The sequence below is a fragment of the Pseudomonas graminis genome (genome assembly GCF_900111735.1).
Lineage (GTDB): Bacteria > Pseudomonadota > Gammaproteobacteria > Pseudomonadales > Pseudomonadaceae > Aquipseudomonas > Aquipseudomonas graminis.
The window spans coordinates 73,406-92,259 of the sequence record NZ_FOHW01000024.1 but is presented as its reverse complement, the minus strand read 5'-3'; the positions used below and the strand labels follow the sequence as shown (position 1 = coordinate 92,259).

The window sequence follows — 18,854 nt, the reverse complement described above, 5'->3', positions numbered from 1 at the left end:
CAAAAAGGCCAAGAAGGATTTCGATGATCTCAAGCGCAACAGCAAACCTGTTCGTGATTGGGCTGCTCAGCCTTTGCCTGACGGCCTGCGCGGCAAAGCCGCAGGTGGTAACAAAGACAACAGCCATAAGGCTGGAAGCCCCTGAGCTGATCCCGTGTGAGCGGGTCAATGCAGACGATACCGATTTGCGTGACAACGGCGACGTGTGGGAGCTGAAGGATCAGGCCATCAAGCTGCTCGACACGTGCGCTGACCAGGTCGATGCGCAGATCGTGCGCAGCCAAAGCAAGTGAAGAAGTCCTGGTACGTCACAGTGCCGGGCTACCCACCATTCCCCATGATCATGCCGGAAGATCACGACCGCGCCGGTGCTTTAGCATTCGCGCGCTGCAAGTGGCCGACTTGCTCCGTATGTTGAGGCGCACATGCCGCAGAGAACTCTCAAGCCATGCGCCGCGAGAGCTTGCAATGCGCTGACTCGCAACGCCAAGTACTGCGACGCTCACTTGGATCTCTCCAAGGCATGGGGAACCAGGCAAGGCTCAGGCCGCGGTGGCAGGCCCTGGCGCCGGCTGCGAGATCAGATTCTCGCCCGCGATCATTACCTGTGCCGCTGCGAGGAGTGCGTGCGGCTTGGCAGGGTACGTGCTGCGACTGAGGTCGACCACGTCGTGGCGCTGGCACATGGCGGCACTGACTACCCAAGCAACCTCATGGCGATCCATCACGACTGCCACAAGCTGAAGACGGCGCGCGAGGCGCAGGCTGCACGCGCCAACGGCTGAGGCGTGGCGGGATGCTGTGGCACGTGAGTGGCCTTGTGTGGCACGTCACAGGCCCTATGTGGCACGCCAACTCCCCGACCGCTCGTCGGACTTGCACCGTTTTGGGGCAGGGGGAGGGTCGAAAGTCTAGGGGTTTACGAGGCGGACACCGCCTGCCCATCGTTTTTTTACACCCGCGAAATTAAAAATTCAGGAGTTGCGCGATGGGAGGCACCGCCACGGTCGCCGGCCGTGGTCGCAAACCCAAACCAACGGCCAAGAAAGCATTGGCCGGGAACCCGGGCAAGCGTGCGCTGAACACTGCCGAGCCTCAGTTTTCCAAGATCACCCAGATCGACCCACCAGAGTGGTTCAGCCCTCGGGCGGCCACCATGTGGAACATGATTGTTCCGGAGCTGTTGCGCGAGAACGTCGTAGCGATCACCGATCTGCATAACGTCGAAGCCTTCTGCAGCGCCTATGACAACTGGCGCATGGCGCAGGATTCGATCAAGGCGCACGGCATTGTGGTGACCGGCGCCACCGGTGGCCCCATGAAGAACCCTGCCTTGACCGCGGCGAACGAGACGATGCGTCAAATGGTGACCTTCGGTTCGATGCTTGGTCTGGACCCAGCCAGCCGCACGCGGCTGATCGGCGGCAACAAGGAAAAGGAAACCAACGAGTTCGCCAAATTATTGAGTAGCTGATGCCCAAACTTTCCCACCCCAACGTCGACAAGGCGATGGCGTGGGCAAGGTCCGTGCTCCGAGGAAAGGTGCCGGCGTGCCGCTTCATTCACCAAGCTATTCAGCGTCAATTTGACGACCTGGCTGCCAGCCGCAAGCGCGGTTACCGCTTCAAGTTTGACCCGGCCAAGGCCGAGAAGAAACTTAAGCTGATGCAGCTCCTGCCTCACACAAAGGGCGAGTGGGCTTTCAAGCGTCAGCTGATCAGCTTGGAGCCCTGGCAGTTGTTTGGCCTGGCCGTCACCTTCGGCTGGGTCAAGAAAAAGGGTGGACATCGCCGGTTCCGAGAAAGCTACTGGGAGATACCACGCAAGAACGGCAAGTCGGTGGTCGCTGCCGGTGTTGGCATTAGCATGTTCGTGGCTGATGGCGAGTTTGGTGCTGAAGTCTATGCAGGCGCGACCACCGAGAAGCAGGCGTGGGAGGTGTTCCGGCCCGCGAAGCTGATGGTCAGCAAGTCGCCCATGCTGATTCAAGCTGCCGGCATCGAGGTCAACGCCTCGAACATGAATATCCCGTCCGACTTCAGCCGTTTCGAGCCTCTCATTGGCGACCCTGGAGACGGTGCTTCACCGAGCTGCGCGATCGTTGACGAATATCACGAGCACCGGACCTCGGCCCAGTACGACACCATGCTGACCGGTATGGGCGCACGGCGTCAGCCGTTGATGTTCATCATCACCACCTCCGGCGCTGATATCGAAGGGCCTTGCTACGACAAGCGCCGCCAGGTCGTAGAGATGCTGGCCGGCACCGTCCCCGACGAGGAGCTGTTCGGCTGGATATGGACGCTCGACGAGGGGGATGACTGGACCGACCCGAAAATGCTGGCGAAGGCCAATCCGAATCATGGCGTTTCGGTTTTCCAGGAGTACTTGGAGAGCCAGCAGGCGAGGGCCATTCGGTCAGCGCGATTTGCCAACACGTTCAAAACCAAGCATCTCAATCTGTGGGTCAGCGCGAAATCCGGCTTTTTCAACATGCAAAGTTGGAAGGCCTGCGAAGACACGACGCTGACGCTCGAACAATTCGAGGGCCAGGAATGGATTGCCGGTTTCGACTTGGCCCGCAAGCTGGACATGAACTCAAGGGCTCGCCTTTTCTGGCGTGTCATCGATGGAAAGATCCATTACTACAGCATCAAGCCGAAATTCTGGGTCCCTTACGACACCGCTTACAACACCGATAACAAACGCATGGCCGAACGGTTCCAGGCTTGGGTCAACTCCGGGCATCTGGAGGTGACCGATGGGGCGGAAATTGATTACCGCGAGATCCTCGAGGACACGAAGGAAGCCAATCATCACGCCCCTTTGAGCGAATCACCCATCGACCCCCACGGTGCTACGGGTCTGAGCCATGACTTGGACGACGAGGGCTTCAGCCCGATCACGATTACCCAGAACTACACCAACATGTCAGACCCCATGAAGGAACTGGAAGCGGCTATCGAAGCCGGCCGGTTCCACCATGACGGCAACCCGGTCATGACCTGGTGTATTGCCAACGTGATTGGCAAACACCTGCCAGGCAACAACGACGTCGTACGCCCGATCAAGCAGGGCGAAGACAACAAAATCGATGGCGCGGTTGCGCTGATCATGTCGGTCGGTCGGGCGATGACGAAAGTCGTTGTGGGCGATGGCGGCGTGGACCGATTCATGGATTCAATCCGGGACCCAATATTCGAATGAACACAGCATCGATTATTTACTTGCTGATCGCAGTGCTGGGCTTCGCCTGTGCTGTGGCAGGCGTTTACATCCTGCTCGGCGTCGGCTGGGCACTACTTGCCGCCGCCTCATCGTGCTTCGTTACTGCGGCCTTCATTCGAAGGGGACTGACCAGTGGCTAAGTCTCTGCGATCTGTTTTAAGCAGTGCGGTGACGGCGCCACGATCTTCGATCATCGATTGGGTGGGGCGATCAATCTCTGGCGGCGCTTCCGGGATATGGGCGCAGACAGTCGGCAGCACTTCCGCCAACGGCAAGACAGTGACGATCAACAAGGCCATGCGACTGGCGGCCTGCTGGTCCTGTGTGCGCCTCATTTCCGAAACGATCGCCACGCTGCCCCTCGGCTTGTATCGCCGAATGCCGGACGGCGGTCGAGAGGTGGCCGGCGACAACGACCTGCACTGGATACTCAACACCAATCCCAATAGCCGAATGACGGCGGTCCAATTCTGGGAGGCCGTAGTTGCTTCCATGTTGCTGCGGGGTAACGCCTTCGTCGAGATCATCCGCATCAGCGGCCGAATTGTGGCGCTTGAATTCTTGCTGCCGAACCGGGTGGAGCTCGATGTAGCTGATAACGGTGAGCTCCTCTACCGGTACCGGGAGAAGAACGGAAAGCTACGCGATATCGCCGGCAGCGACATGATGCACATTCCCGCGTTCTCTCTGGACGGGCAAGTCGGGCTCTCACCCATCGCTTACGGCGCCGATGTCTTTGGCGCCGCGATGTCGGCTGAAGACGTGGCCAGTGCCACCTTCAAGAACGGTATGCACCAGACCGTCGCCTTCGAAGTTGATCAGACGCTGAACAAGCAGCAACGCGACGACTTCCGGGATTACGTTCAGCGTATCAGTGGCGCGATGAACGCCGGCAAGTCGCCCGTTCTCGAGAAGGGCGTTAGTGCCAAGGTAATTGGCATCAACCCCATTGATGCTCAACTGCTGGAATCTCGCGAATACAGCGCCGAGGAAATCTGCCGGTTCTACATGGTAGACCCGACGCTGGTTGGCTACAGCGATAAAGCTTCGAACTGGGGCACCGGCCTGGAACAGAAGCTGCTGCGGTTTCTGACCTTCACGCTGCGCAGTTACATGCGCCGCATCGAGGAGGCGATCAGCCGCAAGTTACTGACGCCTGCGCAGCGCCGGCAGATCTATCCGGAGTTCTCCATTGAAGGCTTGATGCGGGCTGACAGTGCCGCGCGCGCAACGCTGTATTCGCAGATGGTGCAGAACGGCATCTATACCCGCGACGAATGCCGGATGAAGGAGAACCTCCCAAGGATGGGAGGCAATGCCTCAGTGCTCACCGTACAAACCAACCTCTCCCCAATCGACCAACTCGGCCGGGGCGACGACGGGCAAGCCGCAAAAGCTGCTCTGCAGAACTGGCTCGATCAGCCGGCAAATTCGAAGGACTAACTCATGCAACCAAAAACCAGAGCTGGCAGTTTCAACTGCGAGCTGAGTCCGCGTGCGCTCGATAAATGGAATCCGGCCATCAAGGCCGCCGTGGAATCAACCAACGACACCATCACCATCTACGGTGTGATCGGCCAGGACTGGTACGGAGAGGGTGTGACCGTCTCGCGTATTGATGCCGCCCTACGCTCCATCGGCGACAAGCCGGTCGACGTCTATATCAACTCGCCGGGTGGCGACATGTTCGAAGGCCTGGCCATCTACAACCGTCTTCGCGAGCACAGCCAGGCGGTAACCACAAAGGTGCTTGGTCTGGCTGCCTCCGCTGCCTCTGTCATCTACATGGCGGGCGAAAAGCGCGAGGTCGCGAGTAGCGGCTTTCTGATGATCCACAACTGCTGGACCGTTGCCGTCGGCAACCGCCACGACCTGCGCAACACCGCAGACACCATGGAAGAGTTCGACGCGGCAATGGCTGATCTGTACGCGGAAGGCAGCGGCCAGGCCGTCGTGGACATCACCGAAATGCTGGACGACGAGACCTTCATCCGAGGCAAACGAGCGGTGGAGCTCGGTTTCGCAACCGGACTGCTGTCATCCGACGAGATTACCGAACGCGAAGACGAGCAGACCCAGCAAAGCAACGCGCTCAAAGCCATGGATGTGGCTCTCGCAAAAGCGGGGATGGCCCGCAGCGAGCGCCGCGAACTCTTCGCCAATTTCAAGTCCAGCACGCCGCGCGCTGCTGGCGGGGGTACGCAACACGCTACCTCGTCCGACAGGCCTCGCGCTGTCGAGCTCGACCTTGCACCCCTGCCAAAACTCTCTTTCTCAATTCCTGCGTGAGGCTTCACACCATGATGAAATTTCGTCTGTCCCCGGCATTCTTGATGGCGGTGCTGGCCATCGCTGCCTTGATTCCGCTGACCTTCGGCGTAACCCCCCAAGCCATCGGCGGCGCGGTTTTTCTGGTCGGGTTCGCGACCACGCTCGTGAAACGCGGAACCTCCCGCTATACCGGCTGGAATGCCCAGATGGGCAAGATCGGTGAGGCCGACATCGAAACCCAGTACAAGGAAACCCAGGCCAACCTCAAGGAAATCGGCGATCAGCTCAAGGCACATGCCGAGACGGCACAGAAGCACGTTGATCGCCACGAGGGCCTGAGCAAGGAAACTTCGGCCAAGGTCGACGAACTGCTGATGAAGCAGGGCGAGCTCCAGGCCCGCGTGCTTGAGGCCGAGCAGAAGCTGGTCAATGCCAACCGCGACACTCAGCGCAACGAGCCACCAAAGTCCGCTGGTGAACTGTTCGTTGCCAGCGATCAAATGGAAGGTGTCAACTCGTCCTTCCGTGGCTCTCGTCGCGTCTCTGTACCGCGCGCCGCAATTACCACCACCTCTGCCGGCGGCCTCGCTGCTACCGAGCGCTTGGACACTGTCGCCCTGCCGGGCGTGCGCCGGGCGACCATTCGCGATCTGGTCGCGCCTGGTCAAACCGAAGCAGGCTCGCTCGAGTACGTTCGCGAGACAGGCTTCACCAACAACGCCGCGATCGTGGCGGAAGGGGCGGCCAAGCCTTATTCCGAAATCACCACCGCGTTGATCACTGCACCGGTCCGCACCATCGCTCACCTGTTCAAGGCGTCTCGTCAGATCCTCGACGATGCAAAGGCGCTGCAAAGCTACATCGACGCTCGTGCTCGCTACGGGCTGCTGTTGACCGAAGAGGCCCAGCTGCTTTACGGCAGCGGCGCCGGAGCGAACCTGCAAGGGCTGGTTCCGTTGGCAAACATCTACGCCGCTCCAGCGGGTTGGAGCGCAACCGGCGAGCAGCGCATCGACCGCCTGCGCTTGGCTCTTCTGCAAGCCGAGCTGGCTGAGTTTCCTTCCGATGGCATCGTGCTGAACCCGACTGACTGGGCCCTGATCGATCTGCTCAAGGACGACACCGGTCGCTATCTCATCGGTCAGCCACAAGACGGCACCGCGGCTCGCTTGTGGAACCGCCCTGTCGTAGCCACTCAGGCGATGAAGGCAAACGACTTCCTGGTTGGTGCCTTCAAGTTGGGCGCGCAGATCTTTGACCGCATGGAAGTGGAGGTCCTGATCTCTACCGAAAACGACAAGGACTTCGAGAACAACATGGTCACGCTACGCGCCGAAGAGCGCCTGGCCTTCGCCATCTACCGAACCGAAGCGTTCGTCACCGGCAAGCTCGCTGCAGCTGCTTAAACCCAACCCCTGAAATGGGGCGGCGGTGCCGTCCCATCGAGGTGAGATATGCCAGACGTATTGATCAAGCCGCTGCGGGCCTACGAGGACCGCGGCACCATCCGCGACGTTGATAACGAGCCTTACGCAGCACCGGTATGGCTTGCGAAGGAGTTGGAACAGCTCAAGCTCTGCCAGATCGTGAGCGAAGGTGGCGGATCGGTGATGGATCTGCCAGCCAAATCTGACCCGACCTTTGCGTTGAAAGTCGCCAAGAAGGGGCAACGCTGGATTGTCGCTGACGCCCAGGGTGTCCAAGTCGGCGACTTCATCGGCAAGCGAGATGAAGCCGAAACCGAACTCGCAAGACTAGTGGCGGCCGCGCAGTTAGCCTCTGCTGATGCACCGGAAACGCCAATCGCTCAACCCACCGAGCCGTTGGTCGCGGACGAAGATTCACCTCTGCCGATCGAGTCGGACGAGACCGTTCAGGAGTAAGCAATGTCCGCGATCAGTATCGAGGTGGCGATCGAGCACCTGCGCGCCGAGGATGATGATCGCGAATTCATTCAAGGCTTGCTGGACGCGGCAGAGGAATCGGCTTGCAATTTCATGGCACGCCGGGTCTATGCGGATGCTCCCGCGATGGTTGCAGGCCGAGCAGCTGCTGTTGAGTTGCGTGCCCAGGCCAGAGTCGGCTACAGCGCAGCGATGGTGTTGGCTGGTCTCATCTACGACGAGGATGATCGTCTGTCCGCAGTAGATATTGCAGGCTACGAGCTCAAGGATGCGATCACTAAGTCCGAAGCCATGAGCCTGGGCATCGTACTCACTCCCGCTATCCAGGCTGCGTGCTTGCTCATCCTTGGGCACCTCTACACCAACCGCGAGGATGTTGTGGCGGGCGCCGGGACGATGACTGCAGTTGCGCTCCCGCAAGGTTCGAGGTTTTTGCTTGCACCTTATCGTGTGCAGATGGGGGTTTGATGGCGATGTCTGAACCTGGTGCCGGCGACTTGAATCGCCGCGTTACCCTGAGGCGGCGCTCAGATTCTCCTGCCGATGGCGGTGGTCTAGCTTCGCAGTTCAGCGAAGAAAAAAAGCGCTGGGCTCGCATAGAGCCGGTCGGGACAGCCATTTACCAAAACAGTGTGCAGACCGATTCCAAGATCACCCACCGCATTACCTTGCGTTATCTCGGCGTTCTCCCCGTCGATTTTGAGGTGGTTCACAGCGCCACTGTCTATCGCGTCAGGCGGGCAACCGATATGAACGGTAGTCTCAAATTTACCGTTCTTGAGGTTGAGGAACTCGGCACAGACCAGCCGGGAGGAAGCCTGTATGGCTAGACCTGCAGCTTATTTGCACTTTGGGGACTTCGACAGCTACGGCAAGCTCGACTTCGACAAGAAAGAGATCCGCAAGGCGATGCGGCGGGCGGGTGTTCTGGTTCGTGCCAGGTCCCGAAAGCTCGTCAGCAAACGCGGGGCTTCGGAAACAGGTCAGTACCCCGGCTTACGAAAGGGCAATCTGCGCCGGTCGATCTCCTACCGGGTGAGTCACTCGGGATTCATGGTCAAGATCGAGCCGAAGAAAACGGCGGAGATGAAGGCCTTCTATCCGGCATTCCTCTGGTACGGCGTTCGCCGCGGTGCCAAGCGAGGAAAGTCGCACAAGAAGCAGGCATCAACAGGCGCATGGCGAATCGAGCCGCGACAGAACTACATGGTCGATGCTTTGGAAAGCAGCGCCGACGATGTCCGAGCCATTCTTCGCCAAGCATTCGCCGCTGCGCTTCGCTGATCCCAGAGGCAACCTATGAAAATCACCCCCGTGGTGCTGCAACTGCGGCAGCGCTGCCCTGTATTCGGTGGGCGGGTCGCAGGCGGTATCGACTTCGATGCGGTGAAGGCCAGCCAGCAGGTTGACCGCCCCGGCGCATTCGTCATCGCGACCGGTGACGACGCGACGGACAACGACCTGCAGAACGGCATCCGGCAAGACATCACAGACGCTTTTGATGTGGTGGTCATCCTGGATGCCAAAGACCAGCGCGGGCAATTGGCGGTGGATGTGCTGCACGACATACGTGCGCAGTTGTGGCTCGCGCTGGTGGGCTGGAAGCCCGCCGCAGAATACGACCCGATCACCTACGACGGCGGCGACCTCGTGCAGATCGACCGGGCGCTGGTGATCTACCGCTACTCCTTCGTGACTGCCTTCCAGCTGGGACGCAACGCTGACAACCAGCCAGCCGAAACGTGGCACGAACTCGAACTCGATGGGCTTCCGCGTTTGGAGGGCTACGACATCAACGTCGATTGCATCGACCCTGCAGACCGCAATCTCAAATACCCCGGCCCTGATGGGCGCATTGAAATACAAATCAAAGAGGACATGCCATGAACCGCATTACCGTGGTGCCGGCCAAGGGCCGCGCGGTGCCGGATCCGGAAACCGGGGAGCTGTTGCCCGCTGAGGGGCGCGAGGTGCCGGACGATATCTACTGGCGCCGCCGCATCAACGATGAGGACGTGAAAATCAAGGAAGAAGACGCGCCCGCCAAAAACCCGTCCGCTAAAGAGGTCTCGACCAAATGAGCGTAGGATTTCAGCAAATCCCGCAGGACATCCGCGTTCCGCTGTTCTACGCGGAAATGGATAACTCAATGGCCAACAGCGCGCCGAGCACGCTGCGCCGTTTGATCGTTGGTCAGGTCAACGACACATCGACCTCCGCACAGATCGGCAAGTTGACGCTGGTGTCCAGCCTGGCACAGGCGAAAGCCATCGGCGGTCAGGGCTCGATGCTCGCCGCCATGTACAGCGCCTGGCGCGAGAACGATCCGGTCGGCGAGATCTGGTGCCTGCCTCTGAAAGCTGATACCGGCGCGGTGGCCACCGGCAAGGTCTCGTTTACGGGCGCGGCCACCGAGCCTGGCTTGATCAGCCTGTACATCGGCGGCGATCGAGTTCAGGCCAGCATTCCCTCCGGCAGCAACCCCACTGCCGCCGCCGCGGCTCTGGCAACCAAGATCAACGCTGCTGCCGATTTGCCAGTGACGGCAACTGCAGACACTGGCGATGTGACGCTGACCTCTAAATGGAAAGGCGCGTCTGCGAACGATATCGGTCTGGTCGTTAATCGCCTGGGCCAGAGCAATGGCGAGGTAACGCCTGCCGGTCTCACGGTTACCATCACTGCGCTTGCAAGTGGCGCAGGCTCGCCAGACGCCACCGCTGCGCTGGCCGCTCTGGGCGATGCCCCATTCGAGTTTCTTTGCGTACCCTGGACCGACGCCACCACGCTCAATGCGTGGAAAGCCGCGATGAATGACATGAGTGGTCGCTGGTCGTGGGCCAAGCAGCTCTACGGTCATGTGTTCGGCGCGATGCGCGGCACACTCGGCGTGTTGGTTGCTGCAGGCCAGGCACGCAACGATCAGCACGCCACCATCTTCGGTTTTGAACAAGGCGTCCCACAGCCGTTCTGGCAAGTGGCAGCAGCGGCAGCGGCACGTCAGGCCGTGTTCATCTCCGCCGATGCCAGCCGTCCGACGCAGACCGGTGCGCTGGTCGGCATCGACCCGGCGCCGGAAGGCAGCCGCTTCATGCTCAACGAGTATCAGTCGCTGCTGCAGTACGGCATCGCCACGCTGTATTTCGAAGGTGGCTACATGCGCATCCAGCGCGCGATCACCACCTACCAGAAGAACGCGTACGGTCAGCCGGACGATTCGTACCTGGACAGCGAGACCATGCACCAAAGCGCGTACATCGTGCGTCGCCTGAAGTCGATCATCACCAGCAAGTACGGTCGTCACAAGCTGGCGAACGACGGCACGCAGTTCGGTGACGGCCAGCCGATCGTCACGCCCAATGTGATTCGCGGCGAGCTGATCAGCGAGTACGGAAAGATGGAGCTCGACGGCCACGTCGAGAACTCGGAAATGTTCCAGCAGTACCTGATCGTGGAGCGCGACAGCAATAACCCGAGCCGGGTGAACGTGCTGTATCCGCCGGACTACGTCAACGGTCTGCGCATCTTCGCGTTGCTGAACCAGTTCCGGCAACAGTACGCCGCCGACGCGGCGTAACGCTGTCCCACCACCCCAAGCCCGCCTCGAGCGGGATTTTTAGTTTGGAGGCCCAGCCATGGGGCAGAAAGTTGCAGGTACCTGCTACGTCAAGGTCGACGGTATGCAGTTGACCCTGAAGGGCGGCATGGAAGCGCCGCTGTCGGACAAGACGCGGGAAACCGTGGTCCCCGGTTATTTCAAGGAAGAAGACGTTGCGCCGTTCATCAAGGTGACGGCGGTGCACACGCCGGGTTTCCCGCTGAAGAAGCTGGTAGACGGCACCAACATGACCATTACCGGCGAGTTTAAGAACGGCAAGGTCTACACGCTTTCCGGTGCGTACATGGTGGAGCAACCCACCTCGAACGGCGAAGAAGGCACCATCGAATTGCAATTTGACGGCATCAAAGGGGTTTGGTCGTGAACGAAGAAGAAGCGGTTGTAGATCCAAACGCGCCGGTCAAATTGAGCTCGCCGATTCAGGCGCACGGCGAAACGTTGACCGAGTTGACGCTGCGTCGGCCAACCTCGAAAGAGGCGCGGGCGATCAAGGCACTGCCGTACCGCATGGGCATGGACGAATCGATCGCGATCGATCTGGACGTGGCCGCCAAGTACATCGTGGCTTGCGCTGACATCCCACCGAGCTCGATTGATCAGCTCGACCTGTCTGACCTCAACACCCTGGCGTGGAAGGTGGCGGGTTTTTTCATGACGCCGGCGTCGACTCCATCGAAGGCCTGATCAGCAGCGTGTATGACCTGGCGTTCTTCTGGAAGGTTGACCCCGAACAGATGATGGCCAGGCCATTGGATGAAATCCTTGAATCGCTGGCGCACGGACAGCGGATCAATCGCACCCAGCAGGTGAATTGATGGCAGATAAATTTCAGCTCAAGGCGCTCATCACGGGCGCCGACAAGCTGTCTCCGATGCTGGCCGGCATCCAGAAGAACATCTCGGGCTTTCGGAAAAACCTCCAGGCAACAGGGCTGGGCAGCATCGGGTTCAAGGAAGCGATTACGGGTGGCGCCCTGGCTGCGCCGTTCGTGGTGGGCACCCATGCTGCCATCCAGTTCGAATCGGCGATGGCTGACGTGCGCAAGGTCGTCAACTTCGACACCCCAAAACAATTTCAGGAGATGGGCGACGACATCACCAAGATGTCGGCACGTCTCCCAATGGCTGCCACCGATATCGCGAAGATCGTCGCGGCGGGTGGCCAGGCCGGCATCGCTCGGGACGAGCTCAAAGGGTTCGCCGAGGATGCGGTGAAGATGGGCATCGCCTTCGACCAGACCGCCGAGGAAAGCGGCGACATGATGGCGAAGTGGCGGACCTCTTTTAAGCTCACGCAGACCGACGTGGTCGGCCTTGCCGACAAGATCAACTACCTGGGCAACACTGGTCCGGCCACCGCCAAGCAGATCTCCGATATCGTCACGCGTGTCGGCCCACTCGGCGAAGTGGCCGGTGTGGCCTCGGGGCAGATCGCGGCGCTGGGAGCAACGATGGCCGGCGTGGGCGTTGAACAGGAAGTATCGGCAACCGGCATCAAGAACTTCATGCTGGCGCTGACTAAGGGCAGTGCCGCAACCAAGCAGCAGGCGCAGGCCTTCAAGGCGCTGAGGCTCGACTCGAAACAAGTCGCTGCAGGTATGCAAAAAGATGCGCAGGGCACGATGCTTGGCGTTCTCAAGCGCATATCGGCCGTGGACGCGGTAAAGCGTCCGGCTTTACTGACAAACCTTTTTGGCAGCGAGTCGATCGCAGCAATCGCGCCGCTGCTGACCAACATGAAGCTGCTCGAAAGCAACTTCAAGAAGACCGGATCTGCTGAGCAATACGCAGGATCCATGCAGGCGGAGTACGCATCCCGCGCTGCAACGACTGAGAACAACCTCACGCTGATGCGCAACGCCGTGATGCGCAACAGCATCATGCTGGGCAATGCGTTCTTGCCTGCGCTCAACGCAGTGGTGACTGCCTTGATGCCGTTGCTAAACGGAGTGGGCGACTTCATCCGCGACAATCCGAATCTCGTCCAGGGCATTGCCGCAGCCGCGGTGGCCTTCACGATCCTGCGGGTCGGGATCATCGCCGCCGTGGTGGCCACAAAGCTGTTGAGCCTGGCGCTGCGTGCCAATCCCATTGGTCTAATTGCTTCAGCGATCGCGCTGGCTGTCGGGCTCATCGTTGCCAACTGGGACACTATAGGGCCGTACTTCATGCAGCTCTGGTCAGTGATCAAGTCGGGTGCGCAAGTTTTCTGGAACTGGCTAAAGATTGCCTTCAGCTGGTCGCCTGCTGGGATGATTGCCGCAAACTGGGGGGCATTGAGCGCGTACTTTCAAAAGTTCTGGGATTTCATCAAATCGGCAGCCGAAGGCTTTTGGGCGTGGATCAAAGCCGCATTTGCTTGGTCACCCATCGGCCAGATCATTGAAAATTGGGAGCCACTCAAGACGTTCTTTTCGGCGCTTTGGGAATTCATCAAGGTGGCTGCCGAAGTTGGCTGGACCAAGCTCAAGGACCAGATCGGCTTTGATCCGGTGCAGCTTGTCACCGAGAAGTGGGAGCCGCTGGTGGCGTGGTTTAAAGGGTTCTTTGATCGAATCAAGCCGTACATCGAACCGCTGATGGATGCGGGTAAGTGGGTCAACGGCAAGGCAGCAGGAGCAGCTGATTGGGTTAAAGGAAAGGCGTCGGGCGTTGCCGACTACTTCACCGGCAGCGACCCGACCGCTGCTGGAGCCGGTTTGCTCGGTCGCGGCACGGCTGGCCTGCAAGGCGCAACCCAAAGCCTGTTGGCTGGGGGCAGCAAGACCCAGCTGCAGGGCGAGATGGTGATGCGCTTCGAAGGGGCCCCGCCCGGTCTGCGGGTGGAACCAGCCAAAACCAACCAGCCAGGCCTTACCGTCACACCAAGCGTTGGTTATCGATCCCTGTCCGGAGCACAGTAAATGGCTGACACCTGGCGCGACCAGCTGTTGCCGGCGTCCTTCCGTGGCGAGACGTTCCTCATCGAGGACACGTCCGTTCCGGTCGGGCGCAAGGTTCAGCTTCACGAATACCCCAAGCGGGACCAGGCTTTTGCGGAGCAGATGGGCAAGGTGGCCCGGGTTCACAAGGTCCGGGCCTTCATCATTGGGGATGACTGCTTTGCCCGCCGGGACAAACTGCTGACGGCGCTCGAAAAGGAAGGCGAAGGCACCCTTGTCCATCCCTGGCTGGGCCAGCTGTCAGTAGTGCCTGGCGCCTGCGAGATGTCTCACAGCCGCCGCGAAGGCGGGATGGTCAGCTTCGACCTGACGTTCTATCCCGGCAATGCGGTGCAAAACCCTGCGGTCAAGGCCAACACTGCGAAGATGCTGGGCCAGACCTCCGCAAGCTATTGGAGCGGGGCGCTTGATCGATACAACTCCGCCATGGCGAAAGTCGACACGGCGCGCATCAATCTGATCGGCTTGCAGAACCAGGTGACAGGGGTGTTCGGCATCTTGTCCGGGCAGTTCTCACCGTTGGCCGGCGTCATCGGCTCGGTGACGTCGATGGCACAGATGCTGATCAACGCGCCCGGCTCACTGTCGGGCTTGTTCACCGGCTACTTCAGCGATCTGGGATTGTCCTCACTGGTGCCCAAGGGCTCAGAGAAAAAGAGCAGTGCCAGCGCGGCCGCGTTCGATAGTTACACCACCGCAGTGGCCACGGTTTCCAGTCAGGCAGAAGACGCGTCGACTATCAATGAGGTTGCCGGCGGCAGCGGTGGTGATACCACTGCCGCTGCGCAAGCGTTATCCGATCTGGTGCAGGACGCGGTACTTGTCCAGGCGGCGGCGACGGTTGCAGAAATGCCGGTGGTGGCACCGCCGGAAGCGGACGCACCCGCCGCCTCGCTCGAGCAGCAGTTGGTTAACCCGACAGAACGACCAGAAGTGCCTGTCGCAGACGATGTCATCGCGGCACGCGACGAACTGGATGAAGTGTTCTGGCAGGCGGCGCTGAAGTCCGACGCGAGCTACTACCCGCTGGTCAATGCCACCCGGCAACACGTAGTCCGCCACCTGACAGCCGTCGCCGCATCCGGCGTTCGGTTGGAGACTGTCACCCCTCTGGAAACATCCCCGGCGCTGGTGCTGGCGTTCCGGCGATTCGGCGACGCCACCCGCGAAGGCGAAGTGGTTCAGCGCAACAAGATCACCCATCCCGGTTTCGTGCCGGCCGCACCGCTGCAGATCGCACGGGAGTAAATCAGCATGTCCGATCCATCAACGGCCGTGACCCTGACCGTTGATGGTCTGGACTATTCCGGCTGGACCTCGGCGGAGATCACCACAGGACTTGAACGACAAGCCGCCAGCTTCAACATCGGCATCACCTGGAAGTGGCCGGGGCAAAACATCCTGCGTCCGGTCAAGCAAGGCGCGCGGTGCGAAGTGCGGATCGGGGGCGACCTGATCATCACCGGCTGGGTGGATGCCACGCCGATCAACTACGACGACGAGAAAATCACCACGGCCATCACCGGCCGTTCACTGACTGCCGACCTGGTGGACTGCGGCGCGATCAACAAGCCCGGGCAGTGGAAGGGGCAGAGCGTCCAGAAGATTGTCCAGGCCATCGCCGCCGAGTACGGGCTCACCGTTAAAAGCGAAATTGCCACGACCGGGGGTTTGGCCGATCACACGATCGAGCCAGGGGAAACGGCGTTCGAATCTATCGACCGGCTGCTGAGCCTGTTCCGCGTGTTCAGCACCGACAACGCCCGCGGTCAGGTGGTGCTGGCCGAGGTCGGCAGCGGCGGTCGTGCGAGTGAAAGCCTGGAACTGGGGCGAAACATCCTCAAGGGTGACGCGCCGCTGGACTTCACCCGGGTGTTCTCCGATTACCGAGTGATCGGGCAGCGATCCGGTACCGACGAGGATTTCGCCAAGACCACCACCGAGGTCAACGCCGCCGTCAGCGATCCACGCATGACCCGCCGCCGCGTGAAGGTCATTCACGAAAGCGGCCAGCTCAGCGACAAGATGGCGGCAGACCGGGCCAACTGGGAGCGCGGCACGGCGCTGGGCAAGGCGCTGGAGACGACCTACGAAGTACAAGGCTGGCGACAGACCAACGGAGCGCTCTGGCGGCACAACACAATCGTGCGCGTAATCGACCCCCTGATTGGTTTTGACCGCGACATGCTGATCGCCGAGGTGACCTATCGCCAAGACGAGAACGGAACCACGTGCCGACTGCGTGTCGGACCGCCTGAGGGCTACCTGCAAGAACCTGACGATCCGCACAAACACCGCAAGGTGAAAAAGCAAGACGGCTTTGAATATCTGCTCCCTGCGGACTGGAAAGACAAATGAATAAATTGATAAACGTGCTGACGCGCGGCGTGGTGGCGCTAGCCAATTCGGCGAGCAAGCTGCAGACGCTGCAGATGCGCCTGACTGCCGGCGAGGTGAAAGACGGCATGGAGCATCTGGAGCCCTACGGCTTCACCAGTTGCCCGCACGCAGGTGCCGAAGCGCTCGCCGGGTTCATGGGCGGCGACCGTTCCCACGGCGTGGTGATTGTGGTGTCGGACCGGCGTTACAGGATTCAGGAGCTGGAGCCCGGCGAGGTCGCGATCTATACCGACGAAGGTGACAAGGTCCACTTCAAACGCGGAAGGGTGATCGCGGTCGAGACAGTAACGCTGAACATCACCGCTACCGATTCGGTGAATTTCAATACACCGAAGATCACGCAAACAGGCCAGATCATCAGTCAGGGCGACCAGCTGGCCGGCGGCGTCAGCCAGATCAACCACCCGCACAGCGGCGTACAGGCCGGCAACGGGCAGAGTGGACCACCTGTTCCGGGTGCCGCATGACGATCATCACGATTGACGACCAGAAGACCAGCTTGCGCCGCGCCGTCGAAATCAGCTTGTTCACCTGGTGCCGTGCTGCGCCTTCCGACCAGCTCGATGACGACGAGCGATACGGTTACTGGGGCGACAGCTTCCCACTGGTGGCCGGTGATCAGCTTGGGTCGCGGCTCTGGCTGCTTCGACGCCGAAAGCTCACGCCCGAAACCATCGGCGACGCGGTGACGTTCGCGCGCGACGCGCTGCGCTGGCTGGTGGATGACAGCCACGTGATCGACGTTCAGGTGCTGACCGAGCGCGCCGGTCCCAGCCGGCTGAACCTTGGCACGATCCTGACGCTGCCCAATGGCGAGCGACTGGAAATCTACCCTCACGAAAATTGGCAGGTGCTCTATGCCGTTTGAAACTCCGAACCTGCCCACGCTGGTCAGCCGCACGTCGGCGGACCTGGCAAGCGGCGCCCTGCGAAAGTCCGATGCCCAGGTGCTCGCCCGTGCATTGAGTGGCGCGGCCTTTGGCTTGTATGGATACATTGACTGGGTCGCCAAACAGATCCTGCCGGACACGGCGGACGAATCAACGCTCGAGCGTCAGGCGTTATTGAGGCTTGAAACACCCCGCATTCCCGCGAAGGCAGCTACTGGGTCGGCCTCATTCCAGGCTGCCGCCGGCGCTGTGCTCGATGCGAACCAGGTACTTCAGGCGAGCGACGGGCGTCAGTACCGGGTCGCAGATGCTGTCACGACCACTGCTGGCGGCAACGTCGCCACGCTGGAAGCAGTCGAAGGCGGGGCGCTTGGCAACGCAGACGCGGGGCTGCTGCTGACGCTCGTGCAGCCCGTTGTGGGGGTTGCAGAAACATTCACGGTGCTGGCGCCGGGCGTCACTGGCGGGACCAACAGAGAATCGATCGAGTCGCTGCGCTCGCGGGTGATCCGCAGTTACAAGGTCATTCCCCACGGTGGTGATGCAGACGACTACGTCACCTGGGCGCTGGAATGCGCAGGCGTAACGCGCGCCTGGACGGTGAAGAATTACATGGGCCCCGGGACCGTCGGCGTGTTTTTCGTCCGTGATGGGGACGCGGTGATCATCCCGGACGCCAACGAGATCGCAGTCGTTCAATCGTACCTGCAAACCAAAGCGCCGGTGACGGCTGAGGTGTACGCGTTGGCGCCGGTGCTCAAGGCAGTCAACTACGTGATTCACCTCACGCCCGACACAACCGCTGTGCGGCAAGCAGTGGCCGCTCAGCTCGCAGACCTGCACGCCCGGGAAGCAGGGCTGGGCAACACGTTGCTGATTAGCCATATCCGTGAGGCGATCAGCGGCGCTCAGGGCGAGACGGATAACGTGGTGGTCGCTCCAACTGCCGATGTGACCGCCAATGCCAACCAACTGCTGACGGTAGGGAACATCACATGGCAGTGAGGACCGCCGAGCAGTACCGAGTCCAGTTCCGGCAGTTGCTTCCTCAAGGGCCGGCATGGGATCTAGAGCGCTTGCCCGAGCTGGCGCAGGTTCTGGACGGCTTGTCGGTAGAGCTCGCCCGCCTGGATGGGCGGATTGTGAGCCTGTACGCGGAGATGGACCCGGCGTCCGTCACTGAGCTTGTGCCCGATTGGGAGCTGGTGATGGGCCTGCCAGACGCCTGCCTTGGCGATTCGCCCAGCTTTGGCGATCGCCAGTTGTCCGTGCGGCAGCGCCTGACCGCGATCGGGGCGCAAACGCCGGCTTATTACATCTCAATCGCGAAGGGGGAGGGCTACCCAAACGCCACCGTCACCCAGTACCGCGCGCCGCGCTTCGGCAAAGCCCGCTTCGGTAAAGCTCACTTCGGAACCTGGCGGGTCCAGTTCATGTGGACGCTCAACACGGGCGGTCGGCAGAGGCTTGGCCGGCGCTTTGGAGTCAGCTACTGGGGTGAGCGGTTCGGGGTCAATCCCGGCAGCGCGCTCGAATGCCTCATCCGCCGCTACGCGCCGGCGCATACCGTCGTGCGCATCAATTACAACTGAGGAAACAAC

24 protein-coding genes are annotated in these 18,854 nt (G+C 60.7%); all 24 read left to right on the top strand.

Annotated features, from left to right (window positions below; translation table 11 throughout):
- The first annotated feature begins 104 nt into the window (after positions 1 to 104).
- The 24 genes from BMY98_RS27350 (at position 105) to BMY98_RS17705 (ending at position 18,845) form a co-directional block, all read left to right on the top strand.
- A complete protein-coding gene (locus BMY98_RS27350) occupies positions 105 to 293 on the top strand; it encodes a hypothetical protein (protein WP_074891356.1) in 189 nt (62 codons plus the stop codon).
- 213 nt (positions 294 to 506) lie between these two features.
- Complete coding sequence (locus BMY98_RS17810) at positions 507 to 785, top strand: HNH endonuclease (RefSeq protein WP_425438890.1); 279 nt, start codon at positions 507 to 509, stop codon at positions 783 to 785.
- Positions 786 to 988: 203 nt separating this feature from the next.
- Positions 989 to 1,474, top strand: coding sequence for a phage terminase small subunit P27 family (locus tag BMY98_RS17805; protein WP_074891352.1), 486 nt, complete (start codon positions 989 to 991; stop codon positions 1,472 to 1,474).
- On the top strand, positions 1,474 to 3,207 hold the full coding sequence (locus BMY98_RS17800) for a terminase large subunit (RefSeq protein ID WP_074891350.1): 1,734 nt from the start codon (positions 1,474 to 1,476) through the stop codon (positions 3,205 to 3,207). Before BMY98_RS17805 ends, BMY98_RS17800 begins: the two co-directional genes overlap by 1 nt.
- Complete coding sequence (locus BMY98_RS27345; protein WP_175514185.1) at positions 3,204 to 3,368, top strand: hypothetical protein; 165 nt, start codon at positions 3,204 to 3,206, stop codon at positions 3,366 to 3,368. Before BMY98_RS17800 ends, BMY98_RS27345 begins: the two co-directional genes overlap by 4 nt.
- Positions 3,361 to 4,671 carry a phage portal protein gene (locus tag BMY98_RS17795; RefSeq protein ID WP_074891348.1) on the top strand — a complete coding sequence of 437 codons (1,311 nt, stop codon included), beginning with the start codon at positions 3,361 to 3,363 and terminating at the stop codon, positions 4,669 to 4,671. Before BMY98_RS27345 ends, BMY98_RS17795 begins: the two co-directional genes overlap by 8 nt.
- A gap of 3 nt (positions 4,672 to 4,674) precedes the next feature.
- Positions 4,675 to 5,517: a head maturation protease, ClpP-related gene (locus BMY98_RS17790; protein WP_074891347.1), complete on the top strand. Its 843-nt coding sequence runs from the start codon at positions 4,675 to 4,677 to the stop codon at positions 5,515 to 5,517.
- Between the two features lie 11 nt (positions 5,518 to 5,528).
- Positions 5,529 to 6,905 carry a phage major capsid protein gene (locus BMY98_RS17785; RefSeq protein ID WP_083398823.1) on the top strand — a complete coding sequence of 459 codons (1,377 nt, stop codon included), beginning with the start codon at positions 5,529 to 5,531 and terminating at the stop codon, positions 6,903 to 6,905.
- Between the two features lie 48 nt (positions 6,906 to 6,953).
- On the top strand, positions 6,954 to 7,382 hold the full coding sequence (locus tag BMY98_RS17780) for a hypothetical protein (RefSeq protein WP_074891345.1): 429 nt from the start codon (positions 6,954 to 6,956) through the stop codon (positions 7,380 to 7,382).
- Between the two features lie 3 nt (positions 7,383 to 7,385).
- The gene (locus BMY98_RS17775; protein WP_074891344.1) at positions 7,386 to 7,871 is read left to right on the top strand and encodes a head-tail connector protein; all 486 of its coding nucleotides are present in this window, start codon (positions 7,386 to 7,388) and stop codon (positions 7,869 to 7,871) included.
- Complete coding sequence (locus tag BMY98_RS17770) at positions 7,871 to 8,233, top strand: phage head closure protein (protein WP_074891342.1); 363 nt, start codon at positions 7,871 to 7,873, stop codon at positions 8,231 to 8,233. The genes BMY98_RS17775 and BMY98_RS17770 overlap by 1 nt, the downstream gene beginning before the upstream one ends.
- The gene (locus tag BMY98_RS17765) at positions 8,226 to 8,687 is read left to right on the top strand and encodes a hypothetical protein (protein ID WP_074891341.1); all 462 of its coding nucleotides are present in this window, start codon (positions 8,226 to 8,228) and stop codon (positions 8,685 to 8,687) included. The genes BMY98_RS17770 and BMY98_RS17765 overlap by 8 nt, the downstream gene beginning before the upstream one ends.
- 15 nt (positions 8,688 to 8,702) lie before the next feature.
- Positions 8,703 to 9,290 carry a phage tail terminator protein gene (locus tag BMY98_RS17760; RefSeq protein ID WP_074891339.1) on the top strand — a complete coding sequence of 196 codons (588 nt, stop codon included), beginning with the start codon at positions 8,703 to 8,705 and terminating at the stop codon, positions 9,288 to 9,290.
- Positions 9,287 to 9,484, top strand: coding sequence for a DUF2635 domain-containing protein (locus tag BMY98_RS17755; protein WP_074891338.1), 198 nt, complete (start codon positions 9,287 to 9,289; stop codon positions 9,482 to 9,484). The genes BMY98_RS17760 and BMY98_RS17755 overlap by 4 nt, the downstream gene beginning before the upstream one ends.
- A complete protein-coding gene (locus tag BMY98_RS17750) occupies positions 9,481 to 10,980 on the top strand; it encodes a phage tail sheath subtilisin-like domain-containing protein (protein WP_074891336.1) in 1,500 nt (499 codons plus the stop codon). The genes BMY98_RS17755 and BMY98_RS17750 overlap by 4 nt, the downstream gene beginning before the upstream one ends.
- A gap of 58 nt (positions 10,981 to 11,038) precedes the next feature.
- A complete protein-coding gene (locus BMY98_RS17745) occupies positions 11,039 to 11,386 on the top strand; it encodes a phage tail tube protein (RefSeq protein WP_074891334.1) in 348 nt (115 codons plus the stop codon).
- Positions 11,383 to 11,706: a phage tail assembly protein gene (locus BMY98_RS17740; RefSeq protein WP_074891333.1), complete on the top strand. Its 324-nt coding sequence runs from the start codon at positions 11,383 to 11,385 to the stop codon at positions 11,704 to 11,706. Before BMY98_RS17745 ends, BMY98_RS17740 begins: the two co-directional genes overlap by 4 nt.
- Positions 11,707 to 11,836: 130 nt before the next feature.
- Positions 11,837 to 13,924, top strand: coding sequence for a phage tail tape measure protein (locus tag BMY98_RS17735; protein ID WP_074891331.1), 2,088 nt, complete (start codon positions 11,837 to 11,839; stop codon positions 13,922 to 13,924).
- On the top strand, positions 13,925 to 15,211 hold the full coding sequence (locus tag BMY98_RS17730) for a DNA circularization protein (RefSeq protein ID WP_074891330.1): 1,287 nt from the start codon (positions 13,925 to 13,927) through the stop codon (positions 15,209 to 15,211). It begins immediately after the preceding gene.
- Positions 15,212 to 15,217: 6 nt separating this feature from the next.
- Positions 15,218 to 16,321 carry a phage baseplate assembly protein gene (locus BMY98_RS17725; RefSeq protein ID WP_074891328.1) on the top strand — a complete coding sequence of 368 codons (1,104 nt, stop codon included), beginning with the start codon at positions 15,218 to 15,220 and terminating at the stop codon, positions 16,319 to 16,321.
- Complete coding sequence (locus BMY98_RS17720) at positions 16,318 to 16,830, top strand: phage baseplate assembly protein V (RefSeq protein ID WP_074891327.1); 513 nt, start codon at positions 16,318 to 16,320, stop codon at positions 16,828 to 16,830. Before BMY98_RS17725 ends, BMY98_RS17720 begins: the two co-directional genes overlap by 4 nt.
- Complete coding sequence (locus BMY98_RS17715; protein ID WP_074891325.1) at positions 16,827 to 17,231, top strand: phage GP46 family protein; 405 nt, start codon at positions 16,827 to 16,829, stop codon at positions 17,229 to 17,231. The genes BMY98_RS17720 and BMY98_RS17715 overlap by 4 nt, the downstream gene beginning before the upstream one ends.
- Positions 17,221 to 18,258: a baseplate J/gp47 family protein gene (locus tag BMY98_RS17710; RefSeq protein WP_074891323.1), complete on the top strand. Its 1,038-nt coding sequence runs from the start codon at positions 17,221 to 17,223 to the stop codon at positions 18,256 to 18,258. Before BMY98_RS17715 ends, BMY98_RS17710 begins: the two co-directional genes overlap by 11 nt.
- Positions 18,249 to 18,845, top strand: coding sequence for a YmfQ family protein (locus tag BMY98_RS17705; protein WP_074891321.1), 597 nt, complete (start codon positions 18,249 to 18,251; stop codon positions 18,843 to 18,845). The genes BMY98_RS17710 and BMY98_RS17705 overlap by 10 nt, the downstream gene beginning before the upstream one ends.
- The last annotated feature ends 9 nt before the right edge of the window (positions 18,846 to 18,854 follow it).

Bases quoted from the DNA above. Each gene is read 5' to 3' on its own strand.
- BMY98_RS17800 (WP_074891350.1), top strand. From the start codon at position 1,474: ATGCCCAAACTTTCCCACCCCAACGTCGACAAGGCGATGGCGTGGGCA.
- BMY98_RS17785 (WP_083398823.1), top strand. From the start codon at position 5,529: ATGATGAAATTTCGTCTGTCCCCGGCATTCTTGATGGCGGTGCTGGCC.
- BMY98_RS17725 (WP_074891328.1), top strand. From the start codon at position 15,218: ATGTCCGATCCATCAACGGCCGTGACCCTGACCGTTGATGGTCTGGAC.
- BMY98_RS17750 (WP_074891336.1), top strand. From the start codon at position 9,481: ATGAGCGTAGGATTTCAGCAAATCCCGCAGGACATCCGCGTTCCGCTG.
- BMY98_RS17760 (WP_074891339.1), top strand. From the start codon at position 8,703: ATGAAAATCACCCCCGTGGTGCTGCAACTGCGGCAGCGCTGCCCTGTA.
- BMY98_RS17710 (WP_074891323.1), top strand. From the start codon at position 17,221: ATGCCGTTTGAAACTCCGAACCTGCCCACGCTGGTCAGCCGCACGTCG.
- BMY98_RS17745 (WP_074891334.1), top strand. From the start codon at position 11,039: ATGGGGCAGAAAGTTGCAGGTACCTGCTACGTCAAGGTCGACGGTATG.
- BMY98_RS17715 (WP_074891325.1), top strand. From the start codon at position 16,827: ATGACGATCATCACGATTGACGACCAGAAGACCAGCTTGCGCCGCGCC.
- BMY98_RS17735 (WP_074891331.1), top strand. From the start codon at position 11,837: ATGGCAGATAAATTTCAGCTCAAGGCGCTCATCACGGGCGCCGACAAG.
- BMY98_RS17705 (WP_074891321.1), top strand. From the start codon at position 18,249: ATGGCAGTGAGGACCGCCGAGCAGTACCGAGTCCAGTTCCGGCAGTTG.
- BMY98_RS17780 (WP_074891345.1), top strand. From the start codon at position 6,954: ATGCCAGACGTATTGATCAAGCCGCTGCGGGCCTACGAGGACCGCGGC.
- BMY98_RS17770 (WP_074891342.1), top strand. From the start codon at position 7,871: ATGGCGATGTCTGAACCTGGTGCCGGCGACTTGAATCGCCGCGTTACC.
- BMY98_RS17790 (WP_074891347.1), top strand. From the start codon at position 4,675: ATGCAACCAAAAACCAGAGCTGGCAGTTTCAACTGCGAGCTGAGTCCG.
- BMY98_RS17755 (WP_074891338.1), top strand. From the start codon at position 9,287: ATGAACCGCATTACCGTGGTGCCGGCCAAGGGCCGCGCGGTGCCGGAT.
- BMY98_RS17730 (WP_074891330.1), top strand. From the start codon at position 13,925: ATGGCTGACACCTGGCGCGACCAGCTGTTGCCGGCGTCCTTCCGTGGC.
- BMY98_RS17775 (WP_074891344.1), top strand. From the start codon at position 7,386: ATGTCCGCGATCAGTATCGAGGTGGCGATCGAGCACCTGCGCGCCGAG.
- BMY98_RS17720 (WP_074891327.1), top strand. From the start codon at position 16,318: ATGAATAAATTGATAAACGTGCTGACGCGCGGCGTGGTGGCGCTAGCC.
- BMY98_RS17805 (WP_074891352.1), top strand. From the start codon at position 989: ATGGGAGGCACCGCCACGGTCGCCGGCCGTGGTCGCAAACCCAAACCA.
- BMY98_RS27345 (WP_175514185.1), top strand. From the start codon at position 3,204: ATGAACACAGCATCGATTATTTACTTGCTGATCGCAGTGCTGGGCTTC.
- BMY98_RS17765 (WP_074891341.1), top strand. From the start codon at position 8,226: ATGGCTAGACCTGCAGCTTATTTGCACTTTGGGGACTTCGACAGCTAC.